Below are 24,498 nucleotides of genomic sequence, written 5' to 3' on the forward strand. Positions count from 1 at the left end.
AATCGACACATGAAACAGCGCCGGGGCTTGAAGCCGACGCTGTTCCTTTGCCGCATTTATTTGCCGGCCATTGCCTTCAGATTGGCAGCATACTTGTCGACATCGTCCTTGCCGATGATCACGGTTGGGATGATCTGCAGCTTGTTGGCCGGGATGGCCGACTTGTCGCCCTTGGTGTAGGCAGCCATCATCTTCATGCCCTGATAGGCCCAGAGGAATGGCTGCTGCACGACCGTGCCGGCGATCGTGCCTTCCTTGACGCCGCCGAGCGTGATCGGATCGTCATCGAAACCGACAACGGTGATCTGGCCGAGCTTGCCGGCTTCGTGCAGCGCTTCGTAGATTCTCGGTGTGTTGTAGGAATAGAAGCCGACCATGCAGGTGACATCAGGATTGGCGACGAGCGCGTCCTCGACATTCTTCTTGGCGCGAGTCTGGTCAATATCGTCGCCGCGCACATCCGTCAGTTCGATCTTCGTTCCGGCGATGCCGTCCTTCATGCCCTGGATGCGTTCCTTGGCATTGTCGGCGCCGAGCAGACCGACAAAGCCGATGCACTTGCCACCGTTCGGCATCGCCTTCTTGGCGATCTCAGCCGCCTGCTTGCCGGCATCGACGTTCGAGGAGCCGATATAGGCGATACGGTTGGTATTCGGCGCATCGCTGTCCGTCGTGAAGAGCGCGGTTTCGGAGGCGATCTTGTTGAGACCATCCGTCGAGGTCTTGGGATCTACGGCCGAAACCATGATGCCCTTGACGCCTGCTGAAACCAGGTCTTCCATCAGTCGCTGCTGGATCGCAACGGAGGACTGTTCGGGATACTTCAGTTCCAGATCGAAGTCCGGAAGTTCTGCCTGCGCCTTCTTGACGCCGGCTTCAGCGGCCTTCCAGAAGTCCGAAGCACCGTTGACCACGAAGGCCAGCGTCGGCTTGTCGGCAGCGTAAGAGGCTGTCGACATCGCGGTAGCCAGCATCAACCCCGCCGCAAAAACGGCAGCACCACGCAATGCATGTCTCATGATAGTCCCTCCCATAGACCCGTCTCCAGGGGTCCAGTTGCGAATTCGCGATCAACCGTCGTGCGAACCCCCTCCTAGGGTCTCTCGCAAAGCGAGATGAAGCGCAACGTCCAATCACGGAAGCAACGCTATACGACTAATTTTGATTAGTAAATAGAATTAGCAGCTTCGGAATACGAGATTTTTGCAAATAATCATATTATTGAAATTGCATCATAATTTAGTGAATTTTGAGAAATGTGTTAAAATTCCTCGATTTTTGCCGTTTATTTCGGCAGTGGTTGCCGATGTCTTGCGAATAATGCTAATAAAAATTAGCGCTATGGAGGGCGGCGCGAGCCGCGAGGCTTTCGCCCGAGGGGATGAGATAGTTTGATGAGAAGGACAATTGCCGCGAACAGTGACCGCGAGCCGGAGGACGGCAGGGAACCGAGGAGGCGAGGTCGGCGTCTCGGCAACAGGGTCACCATGACGGATATCGCCAAGGCGGCTGGATGCTCGCAGGCCGCCGTTTCGTTCGTGCTCAACAACACACCCGGCATGCGTCTCTCGCAGCAGACCCGCGACCGGGTCACCGAAGCAGCCCGCCAGCTTGGCTATGTCGCCCCCGTCTTTTCTACGCCGCCGGGGTTGGTCACCGCCTCAAAGCTCGACGGCATCATTGGCTTTGCGGTGGATCAGCTCGCCACAAGCCCCGAAGCGGTCGTTGCCATCGAGGGCGCACGCCAGGCGTCCTGGAATGCCGGAAACGTGCTGCTCGTTGCCCAGACCATGAGCGATCCCGTCATGGAGCCGCGTGCGATCAAGGCGCTCACCAGCAGTGGTATTTCGGCTCTGATCTACATGACGATCTTCACCCGCGAGGTGGAGATGCCGGACTATTTCCAGGACCTCAATATTCCGATCATCCTGCTCAATTGCTATACGGCCGACTATGCCTTTCCCGCCGTCGTCCCAAGCGAAATCGCCGGCGGCCAGACCTCCACCAAACATCTGATCGCGCATGGTCATCATCGGATCGCGACGATAACGGGCGAACCCTGGATGCAGGCAGCACAGGATCGCTTGACCGGCTATCGCCGGGCGCTCGCCACGGCCGATATTCCCTTCGATCCGGAATTGGTCATCGAGGGCGACTGGTCGGCCAGCGCCGGCTACTCGGCGACGATGAAGCTGCTTGCCCTTGCCGATCCTCCAACCGCGATCTTCTGCCAGAACGACCGTACCGCCATCGGATGCTACGAAGCGCTGAAGGAAGCGGGCCTGCGCATACCCGAAGACATGTCCGTGGTCGGCTATGACGACGAGGAAATCTCCCGCCATCTCGTCCCGCCGCTCACGACATCGATCCTCCCGCATCTGGCAATGGGGCAATGGGCGATCGAACATCTCGATACCTCGACTTCGCAACGGGAGCGCCGCTACCCGATCACGAAGCTGGAATGCTCACTCGTCAAACGCGCTTCCGTGACTACCCCAGCAGGCGTGCGCGTCGCTGCAGAGGCGAAGGCGGCCGGGCATCAGAGGGCGCGAGGAAAGCCGCCAGCTGCTTGAACGATTGTGCCCGCCCCTCCGTCGATTGGTCTGGGACCTAGCCGAGCTCTCCCTCTGCCGTTACAAAGCTGCCGCGGCTAACGAGGGCGGGGACGACACGCTCATTGGCTGGCGGCAGATCGGGATCCATCAAGCGCCGCTCGACAAGCTCCACTGCGCATTGAGCCATGATCTGCGGATCCTGGCGAAAGGTGGTTAGCCGGTAGCTGAGCCAGCCGGCTTCAGGAACGTCGTCAAAGCCGATAACGGCCACATCTTCGGGAATGCGCAATCCGACTTTCGCGCGCACGAAATCCATCAGGCCGAATGCGATCTGGTCGTTGGCGCAAAAGACGGCGTCAGGGCACGGCTGCTTTGAAAACAGAAGACGAGCAGCGCTTACGCCACCTTCGTAGTCGGAATCGGCGCCACGGCCGAGCGAGACCTCAAGGCCGAGTTCACGCCCCGCAGTTGTGAAGGCCGTCTCGCGCTCGGCAATACTCGGCGTGCCGGACAGAGAGCCGGCGACGGCCAATCGCCGACGTCCCTGCCGAAAAAAGGCTTCTGCCGCCTTGCGAGACGCCTCCGAATTGCCGGCGCGCACATGGTCAGCCCCCGGTTCCGAACGTCCGATCACCACCAATGGCTGGCCATTGCGATGTGCCAGTTCGAAAAAGCTCGCGGGCGGGGAGCCGGAAAGAATGATCGTCGCCTCAGCACGATGGCCGATCAATATCTTCTGGGCCGCGAGCATCTCTTCTTCGGTCTGCCCGGTGTTGATCAAGATCGGGACGCTGCCTCGCTGGATCAGCGACTTCGTAAGGGCGGCCACCAGATGCGCGCGGAAACCGACTTCCGGGCGCGTTGCAACGATGCCGACAAGACGGCTCTGGTTGGCAAGCACGCCGCGCGCGAGATCATTGACATGATAACCGAGCATATCGGCGGCGCGCAGCACCTTCTCGCGGGTTGCGGGCGCGACGCTGGCACCCGGCGTGAAGGTACGCGAAACCGCCGAACGGGATACGCCGGCGAGACGCGCCACCTGTTCGGCGCTGACAAATCGCATGCGCTCCCGGCGCGTCGGCTTGATGGAATTCGTCGCGTCGTCGGTCATTCCCGTTCCGTCAATGCCCGACCCTGGAGAGCACATCGGCCTTCAGGAATCGTTCGACGATCAACATAAAGGCGATGGATGGGACCAGCAACAGGAGGGCCGTGATCGAGGCGATCTGGTAGTTGCCGCCGGCACCGGCGGTGTAGAGCAGCAGCGGCAGCATATTGACGTCGGGCGCGCCGACGAAATAGCTGCCGGTGAATTCGTCGAGACTTTCCAGGAAGACGAAGATCGCGCTCGCCATCAGGCCCGGTGCGGCGAGCGGGAGGGTCACATCGAGGAAAGCACGCAAGGCGCCGGCGCCAAGCGAGCGTGCCGCCTGCTCGAGTTCCTGGTCGACCGCGGAAAAGGCCGCGGTCGCGATCCACACTGCATAGACTAGGCCATGCGACACATGCACCAGCACCACGCCAGGGATCGTGCCATTCAGACGAATTTCGTAAAAGATACGCGCGACGTTGACGTAAACCGTCAAATTGGGAAAGGCCTGCGGGATAAGGAAAGCGAGAAGGATAAGGCCGCGCAGCGGCAGCTTCACTCGTGCCAGCGCATAGCCGGCAGGAATGGCAAGCAACAGCGAGACGACCACCGTCAGCAGCGCAACGATCAGGGAATTGGTGAGCGATTCCACTGCCCCGCCACGCGGCGCGAACACGCGCGTCCAATAGCTGAAGCCATATTGCAGCGGCAGGTTATGCGGGAAATACCACTTCTCCGCCACGGTCCACAGCAGCATGTTGGCGATCGGACCGAAGATGAAGAAGGCCATCAGGCCGAAGATGATGCCACGCGGAAGCCACCAAAGAACGGCCGGGCGCCATTGCGGCACGCTGGTGGGTGAAGCCGATACCATCATGTGCGCTCCTTGATGTTCTGGCGGAGATAGATCCAGGCGACCGACGAGGCGAGCACCAGCGAGACGAGGCCGAGCGCATTGGCGACGCCGTAATCGCCATAGGTGTTGATGCGAAACGCGATGTCGGCGGTCAGCATGGTCGGTGACTGCGCATTGATCATCAGCGGTACGGACAGAACCGACATCATCGTCACGAAAGAGAGGATGAGGCCGACCGTCAGCGTCACGGCGACCTGCGGCACGACGATCTCGAAGAGCAACCGCAGGCGCGAGGCGCCGAGATTGCGCGCCGCCTCGATCGTGTCGCGGTTGATCGAGGCCATGGCGCCGGCCACCAGCAATGCCACGAAGGGCGTCTGCTTCCAGACGAAGGCGATGACGATACCGCGCCAGTCGAGCAGGCTGACGGCATCGAGCGGCGTCATCAGGCCGAGGCTGATCGCAACATTGTTCATCATGCCGTTCTTGGCAAGGAACGTGCGCAGGATCTGACCGACGACAATGAAGGGGACGAACATCGGCCAGCGATAGAGCCAGCGCAGGATGGCGACGGCAACCGGATGCTCGCCGAGCGTCAGATAGCCACCGATGGCGATCGAGGCGAGCCCGATCAGTATGGTCGAGAGGCCGACGATCAGCATCGAGAAGACGATGTCGTCGGTATAGAGATCAAAGGTCTTGTAGAAATTGCCAAGGCCATATCCACCCTCGACTTCAAAGGCGCCGACCGCTGACATGACCAGCGGCAGGATGAACAACAGCCCGATCACCGCCAGCGCGGGCAGCACGAGCAGGAGAGCGAGAAGACGTTTGGACATGGCGTTCGAACTCGAAGCGACAGCAATGACGGTGGTCTCTTCTTCCCGCCGGGGGATCGGGCAATCATTTGGAGAAAAAGACCCCTTCTGGCCTACCGGCCATCTCCCCCGCATGGGGGGGAGAAGACTCGCGGCAACCGCTCGTCCTCACTTGAGGTTTCGGCGGTGCGACGAGCTAGCCCTCCCCCTTGTGGCGAGGGTTGGGAGGGGTCTTTTTACTCGTGTGCGATTACCTGCTTCTCGCCCGGGAAGAAGAGGGATTTCTTACTTCACAGACTTCTCATAGGCTTCCAGGATCGCATCATTATACGGAGCGATCGGGAAAGGCTTGCCCTTGGTGGCGAGATCGTCCGGCGTGATGTCGACGAACAGCTTGTTCCAGGTCGCCTGGTCCAGCTTCGGCTTGACGAAGTTGGCGTCGATGCCCGGATACCAGTTGAACTGCTTGACGATGCCGTTCGCCTGAACATCAGGGCTGGTGGCGAGCGCGACGAACTTCTCCGCCAGGTCCTTATGGGCGGCCTCGGCCGGAACGACGTAATGCATCGGCTGGCCGGGCATGCCCGGAGCCGGCAGGACGAGTTTCAGGTCGGGCGACAGCTGGCCGTTGGCCTGCCAGGAGTAGAACATGTCGACCCAGACCGGACCCATGGCGATCTCGCCGCGGTTCAGCATGTCGAGCGTGCCTGCATTGCCTGGCGTCAGCGTGACGTTCTTGTTGAACTCGGCGAGGCTCTTGAAGGCATCGCCCCACTTGGTCGTTTCTTCCTGCTTGAACGGGCCGGTCATCAGGTTGTTGGCATCGCCCGCGCCGAAAGCGTAGATCCAGCCCATGACGAAGCTGACACCGGATGCGCCACCCTTGATGCCGTTATAGCCGAACTGCTTGGGATGCTGCTTGACCCAGTCGACAAGCTCGACATAGCTCTTCGGCGGATTCGGAACGACGGCAGGATTGTAGGCGATCGCCGTCTGGCTGTTGAACATCGGCATGACGTAACCGCCGACGTTGGAGCCGAGGGCGTTGTTGGCATTGTCGCGGGTGACGAGCTTGCCGGTGTCGATATCGCTGCGATACTTCTCGAGATAGCCCTTCTGGACCATGGGGCCGGCGAATTTTTCATGGACGACAGCGACGTCGACGTCCCAGGTCTTGCTGCCGGCGGCGGACTGCGCGTCGAAACGCTCCAGGATTTTCTGCGAGCCGGCATCGCCGGGGCCGGTGCCGACGGCGCGAACCGTGTTGCCCGGATAGGTCTTCTCGAAGAGCGGTCCGAGATACTGGTTGATGTAGTCGACCATGTTCTGGTCGCCGGCGGTAACGACCGTTAGCTCCTCGGCCTTCACGGGGAGGGCGGCAAGAGCGATGGCGATTGCTGCATAAGTCAATCTCTTCATGAGTAATTCTCCAAGAGTTGAAGGATCAGGCGTGAACTTCCCCGGCCGGTGCCCGGGAAATGGAGGAGACCGGCGCTGCGTCCGGCGGATTGAAAAGGAAGAGGGATTCGGCGGCGACATGGACATCGGCCTTCTCGCCGGGCGCAAACGCCCTTTCGGCATCGGCCAGGACTTCGTGTTCGCCGAGGTGTACGGCATGGCGCCAATGGCCGCCGGGATAGCTGACCGCTGTCACCTCGCCGTGGAAGACGACCTGGCCGGGAAGCGCCGCTTGGCCAGCCGGAACGAGCCTGCCCGCCTCGGGGCGGAACCGGGCCTCAACGATGCCGCTGACAAGCGGCCGGTCGAGCAGGGGGACGGCGGCAGCGAGATTGGCTGTCCCCCCCGCCAATAAGGAAACGATCGGTCTCGGCGGTTCCCTGCAGATACAGCACGTTTTCCGCGCCCATGAAAGCGGCAACGAAGGAGGAGGCCGGCCGATTGTAGACGTCTTCCGGAGTGCCCTGCTGGGCGATGCGGCCGGCATTGAGGATGACGATGCGGTCGGCCATGACCATCGCCTCTTCGCGGTCGTGCGTGACATGGATCGCGGTGATGCCGAGCCGCTTCTGCAGCACTCGCAATTCATGGCGCACGGTCAGGCGGATGCGGGCGTCGAGATTGGACAAGGGTTCGTCGAGCAACAGGATCTGGGGATTGACGGCGAGCGCACGGCCGAGCGCGACACGCTGACGCTGGCCGCCCGAAAGTGCCGCCGGCTTGCGGGCACCCAGCCCCTCCAGTCCGAGGAGCCTTTCCATGGCGGCGACCCGATCGTCGATCTCCCGCCGCGGCACACGCTTCAGCTTGAGGCCATACCGATGTTTTGCGCAACCGTCATATGCGGCCAGAGCGCATAGGATTGAAATACCAGCGCCATGCAACGCTTGTTGGGTGGCTCGTCGGTCACAATGCGATCATCGACGCGAACCTCGCCGGCCGACGGTTTGACAAAACCAGCCAGCACGCGAAGCAGCGTTGTCTTCCCGCATCCCGAGGAGCCGAGCAAAGCAACGAATTCGCCACGGCCGACGGAGAGATTGATGTCGCGAAGAATCGCCGCCGAGCCATACGAGCATGTAACATCATGCAGCGTAAGAAACTGCTCTCGGCTCATCGCGATCACCTTTTTGCACAGCTGTGCAATCCGGGTTGATTTCTATTGCTGCCGATTAACAGCCTGATGACATCGATTGGATTTCTGCATCACGCAGCGGCAATTACCGGGGCGTTCCTTCCGCACCTGTGAACGGATGTTTGAGACCATAGCCTGCATCGTCCTTTCGCGGTCCGCAAAGCCCGTTCCGGACATTCCCGTCCGGAACACCACTTCGAGACTGCGGACAACACCTGTCTGTCCTCCCTGGAAACACCGGCCTTAGCTCGCGATGCCCCTTGTCAGCTCCAGCGCCTGGCGCTCGAATAGCCCGCGATAGATCCCGCTCTTGCGGCGAATGAGGCTGGCATGGGTGCCCTCTTCGGCGATCTGTCCATGCTCGAAGACCAGCAGCCGGTCGAGCGCGCGCACGGTCGACAGCCGGTGAGCGATGACGAGTGTCGTGCGGCCTTCCATCAGCCTCTCCATTGCCTGCTGGATGAGCATCTCCGATTCCGAATCGAGGCTCGAGGTCGCTTCGTCAAGAATCAGGATCGGTGCATCGGCCAGGAATGCGCGGGCGATGGCGATGCGTTGCCGTTCGCCGCCGGAAAGCTTGATGCCGCGTTCGCCGACGAGCGTCGCATAACCCTTTGGCAACGCCTCGATGAAATCATGGGCGCTGGCAAGCCGCGCAGCCGTCCTGATCTCCGCCTGGGTGGCCGTCGGCCGCGCATAGGCGATATTTTCGGCCAGCGAGCGGTGAAACAGGATAGGTTCCTGCTGCACGATGGCGATCTGGCGGCGAAGGGATGTCTGCGCCACTTTCGATATATCCTGCCCGTCGATCGACACAGCGCCCTGGTTGACGTCGTGCAGGCGCTGGATCAGCTTGACGAATGTCGTCTTTCCCGAGCCGGAATGGCCGACGAGACCAACCCGCTCGCCCGGTTCGATGGTGACCGAGAAGTCCCTGTAAAGCGGCGCATGATGGTTGCCATAGTGAAAGGTGACATGATCGAACGTGATCAGGCCCGCCTTCACATGGAGGGCTGGCGCGCCCGGAACGTCTTCCACGCCCAAAGGCTGCGCATGGATGGTGACGAGTTCCTCCATGTCGTTCACCGAGCGCTGCAGGTTGCGGATATGCATGCCGATTTCACGCAGATAGCCTTGAAGGATGAAGAAAGCCGTCAGTACGAAGGTGATGTCGCCGGCATTGGCCTTGCCATTGGCCCAAAGCCAAAGGGCAAGGCCCAGCACGCAGCCGCGCAACAGGGTAAGCAGCGCGTTCTGCGAGGTACCGTTGAGGGTCGCCCGTGACCAGGTGCGCGCCGTGCGATCCTGCCACTTGCGGATCACCGAGGAGAGACGCTTGTCTTCCCGGTCCTCGGCACCAAAGGCCTTGACTACGGCATTGCAGGTCACGGCATCGGCGAGCGCGCCGCCAAGGCGTGTATCCCAGCTATTGGCCATGCTGGCCATCGGCGCGACATAGCGCAAAGCCATGGTCGCGGTGAACGCGATGAACAACACGGATCCGACGCCGACCAGCAACCCCATCACCGGCCAATACCATGTCATCAGAATGGTCGAGCCAATGAGCATCACCAGCGACGGGAACAGCGCAACGAAAACGGTATCGTTGAGCAGGTCGAGCGCCCACATGCCGCGAGTCACCTTGCGAACGGTGGAGCCGGCAAAGCTGTTGGCATGCCAGTCGCTGGAAAAGCGTTGAATATGAAAGAAGGAATCCGCTGCGATCTCCGACATCGACTTCAGCGTGAAGCCAATGATCGCCGTGAATGTGACCTGCCGCAAGATGACGGCGCCGATCGACAATGCCATCAGCCAACAGAAGGCGTTGAAGGCGTCGTTCCACGTTGTGACGTCGCTCGCCTGGCCCGACACCACGGCATCGACCAGCCGGCCGGAGAATAGGGGTGTCAGCACATCGGCAAGTGTCGACAGCATCGCTGTGAACAACATGAAGGAGGCGCAAACAGGCTGATGCTTCCAATGAGCCCAGCAATAGCGGAAAACGCTGCGAAAAGCCCCGCCGCGGCGGGATTTGAATCCAAGAGACATTGCTGTATCCGGCTTTCGCCGGCCCCGTCATAATGAAATGGATGTCCGCGCAAAACCGCGCGAAATGGTTTGGTGGGGAACGATCGACCGGAAGGTTAACACCAGTCCATCAGGTTCTGTCGCGTTGGAAAACGCCGACGGCTTCAGGCGATAGTCGCGGAAGCCACTGGGGAGTTGGAAAAATTAGCCATCGAAAACCCCCTAGAACCGTGTTGATGATGATCAACCCTAGATCGGTTGTGCCCGCGCGCCAAGTCAAATCTGGCGAAATTTTCGACTAAGCTTCGAGATGCGGCATAGTTGCAACATCTGCCGGACCGATCATGTGCCTGCAAGTGACGTCAGTACAAATTGCGCCCGTACATGGCAGACTTATTTTTGGCGAAATCGCTTCGATATTCCTGCGGGCTTTTCTGATAGACGGCACGAAATGCACGGTAATAGGCGGAAGGGGTCGCAAAACCGCTCGCCAATCCTGTCTCCTGAATGCTCATCGAACTATAAAGAAGCAGTTCTTTTGCATGCTGCAGCCGGAAGGCCATGTACATCTTTTTGGGATTGGTATTGAGATACCGTCGAAAAAGATACTGAAGCTCGCGCGCTGAAACACCGCATCGCTCGGCCACCGTCTCCATATTCAGGGGATCTTCAACCGTTTCCTGCATGATGCGTTGCGCCCGCAGCAAGGTCGGATTGGCCAGCCAGGACTGCCCGTTCACCATGTCTCGCTGACGTGTCTCCGGTGCACGGGGCGCCGTATAGACCAACTCGTTGCAAACGAGATGATAGAGCGTATCGCCACTCATTCTTCTCAGCAGCGACATCGAGCAATCCAGGCTCGCTGCCTGCCCCGCACATGTCGACCTGTTCCGATCCGTCACATAAAGCTGCTCGACGATGCTGCTGCCGGGAGACAGTTCTTTCAGCGAGGCCATCCCGGTCCAATGGCCGGTTGCGGTGTAGCCATCGAGCAGCCCTGCCTCGGCAAGCACGAGCGGTCCCGTATCCATTCCGCAAAGATGCGCGCCGCTCGCCGCCTGTCTGCGAAGCCAGCGAAAGAGCTTTCCCTTGGCGTCGTCGGCAACCGTGTAGGTTATCATCAGTATGACGAGATCGTATTTTCTCGTGTCCTCCAAGGTCGTCGTCAGCGGTACGGCAATGTCCATGCTCGTCGGCGCTTCAGCCGGATCGGCGGATAGAAAGTCGATGCTGAAGAGGTGCGCTTTTCCGACCCTGTTTGCCGCCCGGAACGGTTCGACGGCGACGAGAATACTGTGAAGCGACGGTTCTCTACCGATGATTACGGCGATCGATTTCTTCCGCTCCGCCCCTGCGGGAAGCGTACTGACCAGGCTGTTGGTGTCGTCCATTTTCCAACCGAAAGACGTCGCAAACATGTTGCGCACAGCAATAATCTTCTTCGTAAATTGCACGATATGGTTCGTATTTGTCAATCTCGTCCGCTGGGATCGATGCCATTATTCCTGCGCGCAAACAACATCAGGCAAGCAAGATTGTTGCGCTTGGACCCCATTGGTGGAACGGGAGAATATTAGATGTCATTTGTAAGGTCGGATATTTCCTTAGGGAAAACACGCCGCCGGACGGCTTCGGTTGCGCTCGCTGCGGCGCTTCTTGCCTCGGTCTTCGGAGCCCCGATCGCAGGTTTTGCGCAGGATGCCGGCAAGCCCGTCGTCATTGCTCGCGATATGGATCTCAACTCGCTCGATCCATCCAGAGCAACCTGCGACACCTGTCAGATCTACCTCAGCTCTGTCTATGATCGCCTGGTCGATCTTTCGCCAGACAACAAATTGGTTCCGATGATTGCGAAAGAGTGGAGCACGAGCGATGACCAGAAGGTCGTAACGTTCAAGCTTGACCCTGCCGCCAAGTTTTCCGACGGCTCGCCGGTCGAAGCCAAGGACGTCAAATGGACCCTCGAACGACTGAAGAACTTGAAGGGAGGCATGGCCTACCTCTTGGACAATGTGAAGTCGATCGACGCGCCCGATGCCGCAACCGTCGTCATCACCCTTTCGGTGGCAGATTCGGAATTCGTTGGCTCGCTGACCGCTCCCTATACGGGCATCATTAATTCCGACGTCGTCATGGCCCATGGCGGCGATGCGGATGCGGACGCAAGCACCAAGGACAACGCCGAACAGTGGCTGCTGGCCAATTCGGCAGGCGCCGGCCCCTATACTCTGTCGAGCTACAGCCCCAACAGTGAACTGCGCCTGAAGCGGAACGAGAATTACTGGCGGAAGAAGCCCTCGGTCGGCGAGTTCGTCTTCCTTCAGAGCAAGGATGCCGTCAGCCAGACGCAGTTGCTGCAAAACGGCAGCGCCGACATCGCCATGCAGGTCGATCCGACCACGGCAAAGGACATTACCGACCCCAATATCGTGGTCGAGACCAAGCCGTCCTTTAACATGGTCTATCTCGCCGTTAGCCCTGGTGCGAAGAACCTGCCGCATCCGCTGGACGCAAAGATCCGTGAGGCGATTGCCAGCGCGATCGACTATGACGGGATCATCGATCTGACCGTCGACGGCAAGGGCAAGCGCCTGAGTTCTCCCCTGCCGATCGGTTTCCCCGGCGGCGGCGTCGGCGAGCCGATCAAGCACGATGTCGAAAAGGCGAAGAAGTTGATGGCCGAGGCGGGCGTTGCCGATGGCTTCACGCTGAACGCGACCTATCCGAACGTCAATCAATACGGCGTCGACTACTCGCTGATGATGCAGAAGGTCCAGCAGGACCTGGCTGAAATCAACATCAAGCTCGATCTGCAGCCGGTCGAATTCTCCGTCTGGCGAGAAAAGATCAACGCGGACGGTATTCCTGTGACGGCTGTCTTCTTTGCGCCGGACTACTACGGTTCGTCGCAATATGCGCAATATTTCGCGATGATGGACGGCAGCGTCTGGTACAAGCGTTCCGGCGGCAAGAATGATCCGACGCTCGCCAATCCGGAAACGCCGAAACTTCTTGCCGAAGCCCTGTCTGCAAAGGGCGACGAGAGCAGCAAGTTGTTCGGTAAGCTTGGCGAGATGATGGCGAATGATCGCGTGATCCTGCCGATCGTCAGTCCCGATGCCGTTTTCGTTTCCCGTAAAGGCGTCAGCGGTCTGCGTTTCTCGGCCTGCTGCAATATCGTACTCTCGGACATCACGGCCAAGTAAGGACCTGATGTCGCCGATCAAGAACCTACCGGAGGCTTAGGCCTCCGGTGCGTGGGCGCTGGTTGTCTCGGATCTAAATCGTCTTCCCGAGAAGGGGATCGACGTCGTCATCGTTGGCGAAGCCGTGCCAATGTGTACCATCGGCTCCGTGCGCCTGACGCGGGGTTCGAAACCCTCGCTATTCCTCGTCCGTGTTTCTGGCATGGTTGCAGGCCGACGAGGGAAAATAACAAGGAAATTCCGAGTGCCATGACCCAATATGTCCTTCGACGATTGATCTCGATCCCCCTGCTGCTGTTGGGCGTGGCGACTGTCGCTTTCTTTCTGTCGCACTTTACGCAGGCGGACCCTCTTTCCGCTCTGGTCAGCGAGCGGCAAATGAACAATCCCGAGGTCGTTGCCGCCGCCAAGCAAAGATGGGGTCTCGATCGGAGCTTGCCCGAACAGTATGTCGTCTATATCGGGAATCTCGTGACGGGCGATCTCGGGACATCCTTCCGAACGCGCCGGCCGGTGCTGACCGATATCGCCGAAAGACTTCCCGCGACGCTGGAACTGGTCATATTCGCGATGCTCTTCGGTACGCTGAGCGGCATTGCGCTCGGCGTCCTCGCATCGCGGTTCCGCGATCGGCCAGCGGATTATCTTGCGCGATTCGTGGCCCTGTTCGGGTCCACCGTGCCGGTCTTCTGGTCAGGACTGTTGTTCCTCTATCTGTTCACCGTGAAGTTCAGGGTCATACCGGGGCCGGGCCGACTCGACGCCCGTGCGATCCCGCCGGATTTCGTGACCGGGATGTATACGGTCGATGCGCTGATTGCCGGGCAGTTCGGCACCTTTCTGAATGCGCTTCATCATCTCATCCTGCCGGCCTTCGTCCTTGGCTGGTCGGTGACGGGCATCATCTCGCGGCTGGTGCGCGCAAGCATGCTCGATGCCCTGGGGCAGGATTACATCCTGGCCGCACGGGCCAAGGGCGCAGGTGAGGCAAGGACCCTTCTACGCCACGCACTTCCGAACGCCATGATACCGACCCTGACCATCATTGGATATTCCTTCGCCTATCTCATCACCGGAGCCGTTCTGACGGAAACGGTCTTTGCATGGCCGGGCATCGGCTCCTATGCGGTCGATTCCGCACGGACGCTGGACTACCCGGCAATCATCGGTGTTTCCCTTATCGGGGCTTCCGCCTTCCTCCTGGCGAACCTGGTGACCGATGTCGCCTACGCCTTTGCCAATCCGCGTCTGGAGCTGGGGTGATCGAATGTCCATCTCTGCGAGCGCAAGAACATCAAAACAGTCGGGTATTACAATGCGGCCGGTCTTGATCATCGGCCTGGCGATTGTCGTCTTCTGGATCTTCGTCGCCCTGACCATCGATATGTGGAGCGTCTACGATCCGCTGAAGCTCATCGGCCGGAAATTGCAGGAACCGTCGCTGCAACATTGGCTGGGCACGGATGCGCTGGGCCGTGACGTGCTGACGCGCACACTCTATGGCGCGCGTTACTCCATCGCGATTTCCGCCGTGGTCGTGATCTGTTCGGTGCTGATCGGTTCGGCGCTTGGGGCAATTGCCGGCTTTTTCGGAGGCTGGGTCGACGGCGTGATCATGCGTCTCGTCGATGTGACGCTTGCCTTTCCACCGGTTCTGTTGGCGATGGCCGTTGCGGCATCGCTCGGGCCTGGGCTGCAGAACGCCGCGATCGCCGTCATCGCCGTATGGTGGCCGGTCTATGCCCGGCTGATGCGAGGGCAGGTGCTGGATGTCATATCACGCGATCATATTGAGGCTGCGCGCGCCGGCGGCGCGACATCTTTCCGATTGCTGACCAAGCATATCCTCCCGCTTTCGTGGACCCCAACGATCATCAGCGCGACCATGGACTTCGGGCAGGTGGTGCTGCTGGCAGCCTCGCTGAGCTTCATCGGGCTTGGCGCCCAGCCCCCAAGCCCTGAATGGGGTGCGATGATTTCCGACGGAGCCGCCCATTTCTATTCCTGGTGGATCGCTTTCGGGCCCGGCATCGCAATCCTGTCCCTTGGCCTCGGCTTCAATTTCATTGGCGACGCGCTGCGCGACATACTCGATCCGAGGGAGCGTTGATCAATGGTGAACAATGAACCATTGCTTGACGTTCGCGATCTCCGCGTGACCCTCAGCAACGGCGTCGAAATCGTCCGCGGCGTCGATTTCGTTGCCGAAGCCAGCAAGGTCGTCGGGATCGTCGGCGAGTCCGGCTCCGGCAAATCCATTACCATGCGCGCGGTGATGGGATTGCCGCCGTCACAATCGAAGCTCTCGGGCTCGATCAAGCTTCACGGCGAGGAACTTATCGGCGCTTCCAAACGCCGGCTTCAGCAGTTGCGGGGCAGCAAGATCGGCCTGGTTTTCCAGGACCCGATGACGGCGCTCAATCCTGTCATCACCGTCGGCAAACTGATCGCCGAAGCGCTGCGCCTCCATAATCCCGGCATGTCGGCAGCAAAAGCAAAGCAGAAGGCGATCGAGCTTCTCGAACTCGTCTCCGTTCCGCAGCCGGAGGTCCGGGCCAACCAATATGTCCACGAGTTCTCCGGCGGCATGCGCCAGCGCGTCATGATCGCCATGGCTGTCGCAAACAATCCCGAAGTCCTGATCGCCGACGAACCGACCACCGCGCTCGACGTGACCGTGCAGGCTCAGATCCTCGAAGTCCTCAAGGATCTGCAAAATCAGTTCTCGATGGGGCTGATACTGATCACGCATGACCTCGGCGTCGTGGCGGGCGCGGCAGACACTGTCATCGTGATGTATGCCGGCAAGGTGATGGAAAAGGGACCGGTTCGCGAGATCTTCTATCGATCGAGACACCCCTACACGCGCGGGCTGTTGTCCTGCCTTCCGACCATCAGCGGCAGGGAAGGCACGCTTCAGCCCATTCCCGGTAGCCCTCCCTTGCTGAGCACGCGGCCGCATGGCTGCCCGTTCCATCCCCGCTGCTCGATGGCCCGCGATATCTGTCGGTCGGATGAGCCTCCGCTAAAGCAGATCGATGGCGTCATGAGTGCGTGCCATTTCGCCGGGGAGCTCCACGGCAGCGCCTCCGATCAACAGATTTCGAGCGTGGGACGATGATGAATTCCACTGTTTTATCGGAACCCCAAAACGCCGAGGCGGTCCTTTCCGTCCGTGATGTGACCAAGGATTTCGCAATCAAGGGCGGGTTGTTCGGATGGCAATCCGTCCGAACGGTCAAAGCGGTCGCCGGTGTCTCCTTCGATCTTCTCAAGGGTGAGACGCTGGGCGTGGTCGGGGAGTCCGGTTGCGGGAAATCGACACTTGGCCGCTGTCTGCTGCGGCTCGTCGAGCCGACATCCGGCGAGGTGCGTTTCAAGGGCACCGATCTCGCCACGCTTTCCGCCGACGAGATGCGTCTGTTCCGGCGCCATCTGCAAATCGTATTCCAAGACCCGCTCGCATCGCTGCATCCACGCATGCGCATTCGAGACATCATCGCCGAGCCGCTGCGTCTCATAGGCACTACCGGCAAACCGGCATTGGAGCGGGCGGCGGAATTGCTGGACCTCGTCCGGCTGGCGCCAGAGCACGGACAACGCTTCCCGCATGAACTGTCCGGCGGGCAGAGGCAGCGCGTCGGCATCGCTCGCGCCCTGGCGCTCAATCCGGAAATCCTCGTGCTGGACGAGCCGGTCTCGGCGCTTGACGTTTCTGTGCAGGCAGGCGTGCTCAACCTGCTTGAGGAGTTGCAGGAAAAACTTGGCATCGCTTATGTCTTCATCGCGCATGATCTTGCCGTCGTCCGGCATGTGTCCGATCGCGTCGCGGTGATGTATCTCGGCAAGGTCGTCGAGATCGGCAAGGCCGGGCAGATCTATGAAAACCCGGCCCATCCCTATACGAAGGCGCTGCTTTCCGCCGCTCCCTTGCCTGACCCGGATGCCGAGCGCGTGCGCCAGCGCATTACGCTGAAAGGCGATGTGCCCAGTCCGCTCAATGTCCCCTCCGGTTGCCCTTTCCGCACGCGCTGCTGGAAAGCGCAGGAGATTTGCTCGACGGTCGTTCCGCAACTCGGAGACATCGAAAACGGACACAAGGCTGCTTGCCACTTCCCCGAAACCAATCTCGGAGAGGTGGCGTGATGGAAACGAACAACGGCACCCGACCCGGCCTCGTGTTCGGCGTGATCGCCGACGACCTGACCGGCGGGCTCGAACTGGCCTCAATGCTGGTCGCGCGCGGAATTCCGACATCCCTATCCGTGGGGATCGAGATGCCGGCGGATATTCGGACCGCCCACGTCATCGCTCTGAAGTCACGTGTTGCCCCCGTGGAGGATGCCGTCCGGTCGACGCTTGCAGCCCTCGACATATTGCTCGACCGCGGCGCCCGGCAGATATTCTTCAAATACTGCGCGACCTTCGACTCCACGCCGGGTGGCAATATCGGGCCTTGTGCTGAAGCCATCATGGAGCGGCTGCGCACGGATCAGGCCTTCTTCGTGCCGGCGCTCTGCGAGACCCGGCGAACCGTCTACCAGGGGCACATGTTCGGAGGCGAGGAACTCCTCGGAGAATCGTCGAAGCGCTTTGATCCACTGACGCCAATGACGGATTCGAACCTCGTGCGCGTGCTGCAGGGCCAAAGCCGGAGGTCTGTCGGGCTGATCGACTACACCGTCGTGGACCGAGGGCCGGACGCTATCAGGTCCAACGCCCAGGACCAGGCAGCCCGAGCCGGAAAGTCGCTCTTCATCGCGGATACGCTTTACGAACACCATCTTGCGGCCCTGGCACGCGCCAGCGCCGATATGCGCTTCCTGACCGGCAATTCGTCGGTGACAGCCCATCTGCCGCCGATATGGCTGGAACGCGGGCTTGTCGAACAGGCTTCAGCGATAAGACTTGCACCGGTGGATGGCCCGGGCGCAGTGCTGGTCGGCAGTGTTGCTCCACAGAGCGCCGCCCAGCTCAAACGGTTCAGTGCAACGAGCCCGGTCTGCACCGTCGATATCGCACGGGCCTATGCCGGCCATGACCTCGTGGAGGAAGCCCGGCGGTTTGCCGTTTCCGCCATCGCCAGCGGAGGCAATTTCGCGATCAGCACTGCGTTGCCGCAGCATCGTATCGATGAGCTGCAATCGGCCCATGGGCGGCTCGAACTTGGCGCGCGAGCGGAAGGCATCCTCTCCGAGATCGCGAAAGTCATCGTCCTGGAGCTCGGCGTTCGCCGATTGGTCGTTGCTGGTGGAGAGACGTCGGGGGCCATCGTCAGGGCGCTTGGTATTCGCGACCTGCAGCCCGGGCCTTATCGCGAACCGGGCTTTTCCCGTGCGGTTGCGACGGAGCCTTTCCCGATCGCACTGATGCTGAAGTCAGGCAAGCTCGGCAGCATCGACCTCTTCGCCACGGCTCTGGAGGACATGTGTCACCCCATCGCCGAAGACCCCCTTCTAACCCGCTGGCCCCCGAAAGGCTGATCCATGAACGCTAGTGCTGAACGACTTCGCCAATCCCTGGTCGACGCTTCGAACGAAGCCGAGGCGCTTCGACTGAATGCAGGGACATCAGGCAATATCAGCGTCAGGCTCGAGGCCGGCATGCTGATCACGCCGACGGGCGTACCCCCAAAGTCGCTCCGGCCGGAGCTTGTCGTCGCAATGGATTTCAACGGCACCTGGTCGAGTGAGGTAACGCCCTCCAGTGAATGGGCGCTGCATGCCTCGATCTACAAGGCTCGCCCGGAAGTCCAGGCGATCGTCCACGCCCATCCGGATCACTGCGTGGCTTTATCCTGCGCGCGCGAATCTCTGCCGGCCTTTCACTACATGATCGCCGGCTTTGGCGGCGATGACATTCGCTGCTCCAAATATGCCGTTTTCGGGTCTCCCGAACTTGCCGATGCGACAGTCGAAGCGATTGAGGGCCGCACGGCCTGCCTGCTTGCAAATCATGGAATGGTCGCGGTCGGCACGTCAGTCGCCGAGGCTTTCGGCCGGACGCTGAAATTGGAAACGCTGGCACGCCAATACATTCTCTGCCGCTCGTTCGCGCAGCCCGTGGTTCTAACCCCAGACGACCTGGCGGAGGTCAAGGAGCGTTACAAAACCTACGGTCGACAGGCCGTGCGTGCATCCTGAAATCCATCCTTCGCCAACTCTTCAGCGGCCATCCGATCGAGCCGGAGAAACCGTGATTACTGCGCCGCCAACCACCGAGCCTGAGACTAAACCGGATTTGCCGTCGGGGCCGGTCTGGACGCCCTTCGTTTCACAAAAACAGGCGCTGCGGCGCTAGACAGCAATAGAGGGAGAATAAAATGGAACAAAGCTTGACCAATAGCCGGGACAGCGAGCTTCTCGCACGCGCAAGCAAGGTCGTGCCGAACGGTATGTGGGGCCATATGGCGACCCGTGCTATCGGCCCAGGGTATCCGCAATTTTTCTCGAAGTCCGACGGTTGCCGCGTTTGGGATGCTGAAGGCAACGAATATATCGATTTCATGTGTGCCTGGGGCCCCAATATCCTTGGCTACAGACATCCGGAGGTCAATACCGCCGCGCTCGCGGAAATCGCCAGGGGTGATATCGCCAATGGTCCGACGGAGCGGATGGTCGAACTCGCCGAGCTGTTCGTCGATACGATTGACTATGCCGACTGGGCTCTTTTCCAGAAGAACGGCACAGACGCGACAACGACCTGCGTAACCATAGGCCGCGCCACCACCGGCAAGCGCAAGATCCTGGTCGCGCGCGGCTCCTATCACGGTGCGGTTCCGTGGTGTTCGCCCTCGGTGGTCGGCGTGACGGCAGAGGACCGCGCCCACGTTATTTTCTTCGACTACAACAACGCCCAGAGCCTCGATGAAGCGGTTACCGGCGCCGGTGACGATCTGGCTGCCATACTGCTCACGGCATTTCGCCATGACTTGAACCGGGATCAGGAGATGCCGGATCCGGCGTTCCTCAGGCATGCCCGAAGCATATGCGACCGCACCGGTGCTGCTCTCATCCTCGATGACGTGCGCGCGGGCTTCCGCCTCGATGTGCGTGGCAGCTGGGCGATGCACGGGGTCAAGCCTGATCTCGGCGCCTATTCGAAGGCGATTGCCAATGGCTGGCCTCTTGCGGCCGTTGCCGGAAATCGCCGCATGCTGGACGGGGCGTCAAAGATCTTCGTTACGGGTTCCTTCTGGTACGGCTCGGCGGCGATGGCCGCCAGCATCAAGACCATCGGCATCCTCAAGAGCACCAACGCTCTGGCGCATATGGAAGCAATGGGCCTAAGGTTCAGAGAGGGGCTGGCATCCGTCGCCGAACGGCATGGTGTCGTTCTGCATCAGACAGGACCGGCGCAAATGCCGATACTGCGCTTCGAGAACGATCCCGACCTGAAGATCGCGAACACCTTCTGCGCAGCAGCGCTCCGGCGTGGCATCTACCTCCATCCGAAGCACAATATGTTTCTGAGCGCCGCACACCAGCCGGCCGACATTGATCGGGCGCTGGAAGCCGCTGATGCCGCGATGAAGGATACTGTCGCGGCCAATTCCGGCATATCGCACCGAACAGGTGCGTGAACCGAAAATGCCGTAGCCGCTACAGGTGGGCGTAGGCTATTCGCGCTTGCCACCGGCGCGGCATTTGCCAGTCAGGAGCGTTTCGGCGCCGTCGAGGGATCGACGGCCCGCCGTCCGGGTTATCTCCGAAGGGTCGGCTGCTCGGCAAGATTGTTCATCGATTTGAGCGCGGCGTGGATCTGGGCGACGACCGCCGCGCCCTCGCCAACCGCCGCCGCCACGCGCTTCGTCGAACCCGACCGGACGTCGCCGATCGCGAAGAGGTTGGGGACGCTTGTCTCCAGGGGATGGGGATGCTGGCCGGACCGATCTGCCGCCGCGTCGGTGCCGGTCAGGATAAAACCGCTTTTGTCGCGAGCAACACGGCATCTGACCCAATCAGCGTTCGGATCCGCTCCGATGAACAGGAAGAGGTGCCTCAGCGCGAGCTCTAGGCTTCGTTCCGCCGCCGCATCGCGCAAGACAGCGCCCGACAGTCCCGTGCGATCGTTTCCGGACACGGATGCAATCTCGCAGCCGACATGAAGGACCACGTTCGAAAGGGCGGCGATGCGGTCGATCAGATAGCGCGACATCGTCTCTTCGAGTGGCCTGCGCACGACGAGATGGAGCGTTCTTACCTGCGGCGCCAGATATGCGACAGCCTGCCCGGCGGAATTGCCGCCGCCAATGAGGGCGATCTCCTCGCCCTGGCACAACCGTGCCTCGACGGGCGTCGCCCAGTAGGAAATTCCCGCTCCTTCGAAAGTGTCGATGTTCTGGACCGCCGGGCGTCGGTAGCGTGCTCCTGACGCGATGACGACAGTCTTGGCGCGGACGGATCGCTCCCCAGTCAGCTGGAGGAAATGCGGCTCCCCCGGTTGCTGGGCCGGCCGGAAGTCGAGCACGGCAAGGGGTAGCGCGATATCGGCGCCAAACTTGAGCGCCTGATTGAATGCGCGTCCGGCAAGGGCGTGGCCTGAAATTCCCGTCGGGAATCCAAGATAGTTTTCAATCCTCGCCGATGCGCCTGCCTGTCCGCCTGCCGCACGCTCGTCCACGACAATGACTTTCAGACCCTCGGAGGCGGCATAGACCGCGGATGCCAGCCCGGCAGGACCCGCGCCGACGATCGCGACATCGTAGAGCGCTTCGGGGTCGATGTCGGGCGTGATGCCAAGACACATGGCCGCTTCGAGCTCAGTCGGATGTTTCAGAACAGTGCCGTTCGGACATACCATTACCGGGACATCCTCGGGTGCGACCCCCAACCTCTTGACGAGGGCCTGCCCCTCTTCGTCGACCGTGCAGTCGAGGACCAGATGCGGATAATTGCTCCTGGTCAGGAAGCCCTGAAGGCGGGTCAAGGCTGAACTGCCCGGCACCCCGAGAAGGATGGAGCCCGCGCCGCCCGTGTCGATCAGCGCCACCCTACGCAGAATGAAAGCGCGCATGACCAGCTCGCCGATATCGGCCGAGCCGATGACCATCGCGCGAAGATGTGCGCCATCGAAGGGCAGGGCGACGCATCCTTCGGGACCCGCGACACCCCTGACGAGCGAGGGCCGGCCGGCGAGCTGGCTGACCTCGCCCGTGAAGTGACCGGGCTTGTGGACGACGACCTCGGTTTCGTTCAACGGGCCGTCGTGGCGGAAGACTTCAAGTGAGCCTTCCAGAATGATCCATATGGGTGCGGCTTTTTCGCCGAAGCCGAAGATGGTTTCGCCCGCTTCGAATTTGCGGGCATCCGCGCTCGCGAAGCGCCGGGCCGTCGCCATCTGACGGGCGGTGAGAACGGGGAACATCTGCTCAATGCGGCTGCTAGAAGTCGACATGGCGGCCCTCCGATAATCGTGTTCGGTCTCAAATATATCGCGGGATGGGACCGCTCTGTGGCGTCTGGTTCGGCAGCTCCACCACCGTCTCGTCGATATAGCACCATCCCCAGCCCTCTGGCGGGTCGTAGCCCTCGATGATGGGATGACCCGTCTCTCGGAAATGCGCCGTCGCATGACGGCCTACGGAATCGTCGCAACAGCCAACATGGCCGCATTCCCTGCAGAGGCGGAGATGGACCCAACCCTGATCGATTTCGAGGCATTCTTCGCAACCAAGCGTCCGGGGAGCAACATTCCGGATCAACGTCAGATGTCCGCATGATTTCATCGAAACGCGTCTCCTCGGTATTTCACCAGCCGTGCTTTCGGTCGAAGACACAAGTATAGCTACTATCAGTGTCTCTGCTTGTCCACGCTGACAATCTGATATCAATTGCTATCTATGACCATCAGCCCCAATGGGCCTAGAATTTCGACCATCAACACAATCGTTCGCAGGATCTCAACAATGATTGGTTGCGTGTTTCCGGTTCTTCTGCTCCTGATTGGGGGAGTTCTCGGCGGCGTGCTGGGTGGGACATCAGGCGAGGTTTGGGGCGGATCGATCGGTTTCCTGTTAGGGGTCGTGCTCTTTGCCGTACTTCTTGGAGTGCTCGCACGCTCCCGCCACCGATAATTGACGGCGCTTTTCTGTTGAATGGTCTAGGTGCAGCGCACCAGCTGTCGCGACCGGATTGACGATGCGATCGCATCTTGCGGGCAATGGAACGTTAGCGCCGAGGCCTACTTTCCCAAGTTCCTCAGTGGCGCGCAGCTCTCCCCGACGACGAGCGAGGGTTGGAAGACGACGTTGCGGGCATCCACGCTGGTCCCGCGATTGATCCGGTCGACAAGCAGCCGTAGAGCTTCGTTGGTCATGTCGATCACAGGATGCTCGGTGCGGGTCAGCCGCGGACGCAGTCCGCCGATGCCGGGAATGGTGTCGGTGGAAGCGATCGAGATGTCGTCGGGACATTTGAGGCCGAGATCCGCCAGAGCGCGCATGACGCCCAGTGCCATGACACCGTTCGCGACATACAGCGCCGTCGGCGGTTCGGCCTGCGTCAGCAGCTCGCGGGCGACCGAATAGGCCGTGTCTTCGCGAAATTCACCGGCCCTGACGTGATTGGGCGCCGGCTCCAGCCCGCGGGCCCGCATGGCCTCCAGCATGCCGTCGAGACGACCACGTCCTGTCGTAAGATGCAACGGGCCCGTGATGGTGCCGATCCTAACATGGCCGAGATCCATGAGGTAATTGGTCACTTGACGGGCCGCGGAAATGTTGTCGATGGTGATCGTATCCGTCTTTTGTCCCTCGACCGTGCGGCCGAACAGAACGGTCGGGATTTGCTCGCCCTCGCTGTCGCGCTGCGGCTGCGCCGTGACCACGTCGACTGGAACGAGGATGATGCCGTCGCAGGAGAGTGCGCGGATGCGGGCGAGGATTCGGCGTTCGTTTTCCGGTTTCTCGTCGCTGTTGAAGAGCACGAGCGAATAGCCCCAGGCGGCCACCGCCGCCTCCGCCGCCCAGACCAGACGCGCGAAGAAGGGATTGGCAAGATCGGCGACCACGAGCGCGATCAGCTGGCTGCGCCCGCGCTTCAGGCTGCGCGCCGCCTGCGACGGCGCATAATTGAGATCGTTGATCGCGGCAAGCACCCGGGTGCGCAATTCCGGGCTGACATAGGCGGAATCATTGACGACGGCCGACACCGTTGCCGTCGAGACTTGCGCCCGGTTTGCCACATCCCTGATTGTCGCCATTCGCCACCCGGAGCATTGTAACTAATCGTTTCGCTGATAAGCTGTGGCAATTCGGCGAATTTGTCCAGAAAAAACTGAAAATCCGCTTGCGAAACCAACAGAAATCGAGAATGCTAGCAAAACGGTTAGCTGGTGTTTGCCAAACAA

The 24,498-nt window shown here is 60.6% G+C and carries 22 protein-coding genes; 9 read left to right on the plus strand and 13 right to left on the minus strand.

The annotated features are described in order from the left end of the window. Positions 1 to 56 precede the first annotated feature (56 nt). Positions 57 to 1,019: a sugar-binding protein gene (locus DTW90_RS17495; RefSeq protein ID WP_132522865.1), complete on the minus strand. Its 963-nt coding sequence runs from the start codon at positions 1,017 to 1,019 to the stop codon at positions 57 to 59. Between the two features lie 468 nt (positions 1,020 to 1,487). Here DTW90_RS17495 and DTW90_RS17500 point away from each other — a divergent pair, with 468 nt between their 5' ends. Next, positions 1,488 to 2,573: a LacI family DNA-binding transcriptional regulator gene (locus DTW90_RS17500; protein ID WP_245512689.1), complete on the plus strand. Its 1,086-nt coding sequence runs from the start codon at positions 1,488 to 1,490 to the stop codon at positions 2,571 to 2,573. A gap of 37 nt (positions 2,574 to 2,610) precedes the next feature. Here DTW90_RS17500 and DTW90_RS17505 read toward each other — a convergent pair whose 3' ends face one another. From DTW90_RS17505 to DTW90_RS17535, 9 genes are all read right to left on the minus strand, one after another. After that, positions 2,611 to 3,669 carry a LacI family DNA-binding transcriptional regulator gene (locus tag DTW90_RS17505; RefSeq protein WP_132522861.1) on the minus strand — a complete coding sequence of 353 codons (1,059 nt, stop codon included), beginning with the start codon at positions 3,667 to 3,669 and terminating at the stop codon, positions 2,611 to 2,613. Between the two features lie 10 nt (positions 3,670 to 3,679). After that, positions 3,680 to 4,525 (minus strand): ABC transporter permease subunit, encoded by an 846-nt coding sequence (locus DTW90_RS17510; protein ID WP_245512677.1) that lies wholly within the window; start codon positions 4,523 to 4,525, stop codon positions 3,680 to 3,682. Further along, on the minus strand, positions 4,522 to 5,343 hold the full coding sequence (locus DTW90_RS17515; protein WP_132522859.1) for an ABC transporter permease subunit: 822 nt from the start codon (positions 5,341 to 5,343) through the stop codon (positions 4,522 to 4,524). The genes DTW90_RS17510 and DTW90_RS17515 overlap by 4 nt, the downstream gene beginning before the upstream one ends. 264 nt (positions 5,344 to 5,607) lie before the next feature. Next, complete coding sequence (locus DTW90_RS17520) at positions 5,608 to 6,741, minus strand: extracellular solute-binding protein (protein WP_149339789.1); 1,134 nt, start codon at positions 6,739 to 6,741, stop codon at positions 5,608 to 5,610. Between the two features lie 25 nt (positions 6,742 to 6,766). Next, the gene (locus DTW90_RS37620) at positions 6,767 to 7,132 is read right to left on the minus strand and encodes a TOBE domain-containing protein (RefSeq protein WP_245512675.1); all 366 of its coding nucleotides are present in this window, start codon (positions 7,130 to 7,132) and stop codon (positions 6,767 to 6,769) included. After that, positions 7,059 to 7,541: an ABC transporter ATP-binding protein gene (locus tag DTW90_RS38045; RefSeq protein WP_281407576.1), complete on the minus strand. Its 483-nt coding sequence runs from the start codon at positions 7,539 to 7,541 to the stop codon at positions 7,059 to 7,061. Before DTW90_RS38045 ends, DTW90_RS37620 begins: the two co-directional genes overlap by 74 nt. Before the next feature lie 41 nt (positions 7,542 to 7,582). After that, complete coding sequence (locus tag DTW90_RS38050) at positions 7,583 to 7,897, minus strand: ATP-binding cassette domain-containing protein (protein WP_281025526.1); 315 nt, start codon at positions 7,895 to 7,897, stop codon at positions 7,583 to 7,585. Positions 7,898 to 8,158: 261 nt separating this feature from the next. Then, positions 8,159 to 9,964, minus strand: a complete 1,806-nt coding sequence (locus tag DTW90_RS17530; protein ID WP_149339790.1) for an ABC transporter ATP-binding protein — start codon at positions 9,962 to 9,964, stop codon at positions 8,159 to 8,161. Positions 9,965 to 10,305: 341 nt separating this feature from the next. After that, entirely contained in the window at positions 10,306 to 11,418 is a 1,113-nt protein-coding gene (locus DTW90_RS17535) for a helix-turn-helix domain-containing protein (protein ID WP_149339792.1), read from the minus strand. Between the two features lie 102 nt (positions 11,419 to 11,520). On the opposite strand from DTW90_RS17535, the gene DTW90_RS17540 reads away from it, so the two are divergent. The 8 genes from DTW90_RS17540 to DTW90_RS17575 all read left to right on the plus strand — a co-directional run bounded on the left by DTW90_RS17540 (position 11,521) and on the right by DTW90_RS17575 (position 20,731). Beyond that, positions 11,521 to 13,149 (plus strand): ABC transporter substrate-binding protein, encoded by a 1,629-nt coding sequence (locus DTW90_RS17540; protein WP_132522853.1) that lies wholly within the window; start codon positions 11,521 to 11,523, stop codon positions 13,147 to 13,149. A gap of 249 nt (positions 13,150 to 13,398) precedes the next feature. Further along, complete coding sequence (locus tag DTW90_RS17545) at positions 13,399 to 14,412, plus strand: ABC transporter permease (protein WP_149339794.1); 1,014 nt, start codon at positions 13,399 to 13,401, stop codon at positions 14,410 to 14,412. A 52-nt stretch (positions 14,413 to 14,464) separates the two neighbouring features. Further along, on the plus strand, positions 14,465 to 15,259 hold the full coding sequence (locus tag DTW90_RS17550; RefSeq protein ID WP_246664964.1) for an ABC transporter permease: 795 nt from the start codon (positions 14,465 to 14,467) through the stop codon (positions 15,257 to 15,259). A gap of 3 nt (positions 15,260 to 15,262) precedes the next feature. Beyond that, a complete protein-coding gene (locus DTW90_RS17555) occupies positions 15,263 to 16,270 on the plus strand; it encodes an ABC transporter ATP-binding protein (RefSeq protein WP_149339797.1) in 1,008 nt (335 codons plus the stop codon). Beyond that, on the plus strand, positions 16,270 to 17,295 hold the full coding sequence (locus DTW90_RS17560; RefSeq protein ID WP_132523315.1) for an oligopeptide/dipeptide ABC transporter ATP-binding protein: 1,026 nt from the start codon (positions 16,270 to 16,272) through the stop codon (positions 17,293 to 17,295). Before DTW90_RS17555 ends, DTW90_RS17560 begins: the two co-directional genes overlap by 1 nt. Next, complete coding sequence (gene otnK, locus DTW90_RS17565) at positions 17,295 to 18,632, plus strand: 3-oxo-tetronate kinase (RefSeq protein ID WP_246664969.1); 1,338 nt, start codon at positions 17,295 to 17,297, stop codon at positions 18,630 to 18,632. Before DTW90_RS17560 ends, otnK begins: the two co-directional genes overlap by 1 nt. 3 nt (positions 18,633 to 18,635) lie before the next feature. Then, positions 18,636 to 19,292, plus strand: coding sequence for a class II aldolase/adducin family protein (locus tag DTW90_RS17570; protein ID WP_149339800.1), 657 nt, complete (start codon positions 18,636 to 18,638; stop codon positions 19,290 to 19,292). 179 nt (positions 19,293 to 19,471) lie between these two features. Beyond that, positions 19,472 to 20,731 carry an aminotransferase class III-fold pyridoxal phosphate-dependent enzyme gene (locus DTW90_RS17575; RefSeq protein ID WP_149339802.1) on the plus strand — a complete coding sequence of 420 codons (1,260 nt, stop codon included), beginning with the start codon at positions 19,472 to 19,474 and terminating at the stop codon, positions 20,729 to 20,731. A 119-nt stretch (positions 20,732 to 20,850) separates the two neighbouring features. On the opposite strand, the gene DTW90_RS17580 is transcribed toward DTW90_RS17575, so the two are convergent. The 3 genes from DTW90_RS17580 to DTW90_RS17590 form a co-directional block, all read right to left on the minus strand. After that, positions 20,851 to 22,545, minus strand: coding sequence for an FAD-dependent oxidoreductase (locus DTW90_RS17580; protein ID WP_149339804.1), 1,695 nt, complete (start codon positions 22,543 to 22,545; stop codon positions 20,851 to 20,853). Between the two features lie 28 nt (positions 22,546 to 22,573). Further along, entirely contained in the window at positions 22,574 to 22,876 is a 303-nt protein-coding gene (locus DTW90_RS17585) for a UBP-type zinc finger domain-containing protein (protein ID WP_132522839.1), read from the minus strand. Positions 22,877 to 23,331: 455 nt separating this feature from the next. After that, positions 23,332 to 24,351, minus strand: a complete 1,020-nt coding sequence (locus DTW90_RS17590) for a LacI family DNA-binding transcriptional regulator (protein WP_132522837.1) — start codon at positions 24,349 to 24,351, stop codon at positions 23,332 to 23,334. Positions 24,352 to 24,498: the final 147 nt, after the last annotated feature.

It is taken from the genome of Neorhizobium sp. P12A (assembly GCF_008365395.1).
Taxonomy (GTDB): domain Bacteria; phylum Pseudomonadota; class Alphaproteobacteria; order Rhizobiales; family Rhizobiaceae; genus Rhizobium.

What these genes read in the sequence shown, in the direction of transcription:
- DTW90_RS17495 (WP_132522865.1), bottom strand. Translation starts at nt 1,019, where the DNA reads ATGAGACATGCATTGCGTGGTGCTGCCGTTTTTGCGGCGGGGTTGATG.
- DTW90_RS17500 (WP_245512689.1), top strand. Translation starts at nt 1,488, where the DNA reads ATGACGGATATCGCCAAGGCGGCTGGATGCTCGCAGGCCGCCGTTTCG.
- DTW90_RS17505 (WP_132522861.1), bottom strand. Translation starts at nt 3,669, where the DNA reads ATGACCGACGACGCGACGAATTCCATCAAGCCGACGCGCCGGGAGCGC.
- DTW90_RS17510 (WP_245512677.1), bottom strand. Translation starts at nt 4,525, where the DNA reads ATGATGGTATCGGCTTCACCCACCAGCGTGCCGCAATGGCGCCCGGCC.
- DTW90_RS17515 (WP_132522859.1), bottom strand. Translation starts at nt 5,343, where the DNA reads ATGTCCAAACGTCTTCTCGCTCTCCTGCTCGTGCTGCCCGCGCTGGCG.
- DTW90_RS17520 (WP_149339789.1), bottom strand. Translation starts at nt 6,741, where the DNA reads ATGAAGAGATTGACTTATGCAGCAATCGCCATCGCTCTTGCCGCCCTC.
- DTW90_RS38045 (WP_281407576.1), bottom strand. Translation starts at nt 7,541, where the DNA reads ATGGAAAGGCTCCTCGGACTGGAGGGGCTGGGTGCCCGCAAGCCGGCG.
- DTW90_RS38050 (WP_281025526.1), bottom strand. Translation starts at nt 7,897, where the DNA reads ATGAGCCGAGAGCAGTTTCTTACGCTGCATGATGTTACATGCTCGTAT.
- DTW90_RS17530 (WP_149339790.1), bottom strand. Translation starts at nt 9,964, where the DNA reads ATGTCTCTTGGATTCAAATCCCGCCGCGGCGGGGCTTTTCGCAGCGTT.
- DTW90_RS17540 (WP_132522853.1), top strand. Translation starts at nt 11,521, where the DNA reads ATGTCATTTGTAAGGTCGGATATTTCCTTAGGGAAAACACGCCGCCGG.
- DTW90_RS17545 (WP_149339794.1), top strand. Translation starts at nt 13,399, where the DNA reads ATGACCCAATATGTCCTTCGACGATTGATCTCGATCCCCCTGCTGCTG.
- DTW90_RS17550 (WP_246664964.1), top strand. Translation starts at nt 14,465, where the DNA reads ATGCGGCCGGTCTTGATCATCGGCCTGGCGATTGTCGTCTTCTGGATC.
- DTW90_RS17555 (WP_149339797.1), top strand. Translation starts at nt 15,263, where the DNA reads ATGGTGAACAATGAACCATTGCTTGACGTTCGCGATCTCCGCGTGACC.
- DTW90_RS17560 (WP_132523315.1), top strand. Translation starts at nt 16,270, where the DNA reads ATGAATTCCACTGTTTTATCGGAACCCCAAAACGCCGAGGCGGTCCTT.
- otnK (WP_246664969.1), top strand. Translation starts at nt 17,295, where the DNA reads ATGGAAACGAACAACGGCACCCGACCCGGCCTCGTGTTCGGCGTGATC.
- DTW90_RS17570 (WP_149339800.1), top strand. Translation starts at nt 18,636, where the DNA reads ATGAACGCTAGTGCTGAACGACTTCGCCAATCCCTGGTCGACGCTTCG.
- DTW90_RS17575 (WP_149339802.1), top strand. Translation starts at nt 19,472, where the DNA reads ATGGAACAAAGCTTGACCAATAGCCGGGACAGCGAGCTTCTCGCACGC.
- DTW90_RS17580 (WP_149339804.1), bottom strand. Translation starts at nt 22,545, where the DNA reads ATGTCGACTTCTAGCAGCCGCATTGAGCAGATGTTCCCCGTTCTCACC.
- DTW90_RS17585 (WP_132522839.1), bottom strand. Translation starts at nt 22,876, where the DNA reads ATGAAATCATGCGGACATCTGACGTTGATCCGGAATGTTGCTCCCCGG.
- DTW90_RS17590 (WP_132522837.1), bottom strand. Translation starts at nt 24,351, where the DNA reads ATGGCGACAATCAGGGATGTGGCAAACCGGGCGCAAGTCTCGACGGCA.